This is a genomic window from Mesonia sediminis (genome assembly GCF_042684705.1).
GTDB classification, from domain to species: domain Bacteria; phylum Bacteroidota; class Bacteroidia; order Flavobacteriales; family Flavobacteriaceae; genus Mesonia; species Mesonia sediminis.
Map to the genome: position 1 here is coordinate 1 of NZ_JBHULZ010000028.1, position 1,381 is coordinate 1,381.

1 protein-coding gene is annotated in these 1,381 nt (G+C 30.9%); it reads right to left on the reverse strand.

Annotated features, from left to right (window positions below; translation table 11 throughout):
* Positions 1 to 233 precede the first annotated feature (233 nt).
* A complete protein-coding gene (locus tag ACFSQ0_RS07110) occupies positions 234 to 1,244 on the reverse strand; it encodes an AlbA family DNA-binding domain-containing protein (protein ID WP_379046217.1) in 1,011 nt (336 codons plus the stop codon).
* Positions 1,245 to 1,381: the final 137 nt, after the last annotated feature.

A 1,381-nucleotide genomic window follows, 5' to 3' on the forward strand; every position in this document is an offset into this window, starting at 1 on the left:
TTATCATCTGTTTTGTTAGAACACGAAATCATTAAAAGGCCGATAGTGGATAACAGTAGTTTTTTAATCATATATATGTTTTTTTTCAGCTTGCCCATAACGTGATTGTATAAGATTAGTTGCGTGTTTTAAGCACCTAATTTAGCAAATAAAAACCGAATAGAAAATCCGCGAGGATTTTCGTAAGTAAGCTTGTACTAGCAATTAATTTTATACGGTGTTACCTGCTGGCTTTATTCTGCTTGTCGTTTTTCTATTACTTTTATTTCTGACATTATAATCGAACCTTTTCGTTTCGCTGAATTGTCCGCATAAGTTTCCCAAAAAATCTCTTCATTTCCAAAAACGTAATCTTTTTTTAACTTAATCTCCTCAAATCGAAGTCGAGTTTCTGGTAAAATAGGGTCATATCTTGAAGGCCAATATTTGTGTGTTGTAAATAAACCGTAATTTTCTGTGTCTTTTATTTCTCTAATTGTATTATCACAAAACAGCTTTTTGTATTCAATTCCATTTTTAAGAAATGTATCTCGATATTCATATTCTTTTTCTCGTAAAATGGAAACAGGAACTTCTATAAAACTATTCACGTAATTTGCAAAAACTCCACCAATATTCTCTCCGATAATGTTCAGCGAATTGGTAGTTGAGTAATTCTTTTTAGGCTCAATATCTCGATTAATTGGAAAACTAATTTGTCCGATAGGTGGTTTTACTTCGTAAGTGAATTTTTCCAATTCAAATATCAGTTCAATTGTCGGTGTTTTATTTCGGTTCATAACATCTTTTACTTCGTAGTCGTGCATTGCTACACTTTCAAAGTTGAACCTTTTATAATATCTAAAATCTGAAGATTGGTGTGCTGTATTGCTCTTTGGAATATCAACAAGATATGCAACATCACTTGTCTCGTTTAGAGAAATTGAAGTAATTTTTATTCCATCTATTCTTGGTGAAATATTACTGTTAATTACTTGTTCTAACCACTCTTTACTATATTCATTTCGATTTACTGGGTCAATCTTTTCAGGAAGATGTCTTTTGTCAGTTTCGTCAAATTCTTTAATTCCATAAATGATAATTCCACCATTTGAATTAGCAAATGCAGAAACATCTTTTGAAAGTTCTTTTTTCTTGCCAACTGATTTTCCAAGTGATTCAGCAGACTTATAATCAAGTCCTAAATTCTCCTCAATTTGGTTGAGTATTAAATTCTCTAAATCGGTTTTAGTAGTTATGTTCATTAATGTTTACGGAATTTTTTTCAGCTTGCAGGTAACGGTTTTGTATATGGCTCGTAGCGTGTAAATTAGCGATTTTTTTTCGGTTTAAGAGCAAGCCAAATTTTAAATTTACTACTTATTTTATTTTTTGGAAAGTT

Excerpts from the sequence above, each read along its gene's own strand:
- ACFSQ0_RS07110 (WP_379046217.1), bottom strand. The coding sequence starts at position 1,244 with ATGAACATAACTACTAAAACCGATTTAGAGAATTTAATACTCAACCAA.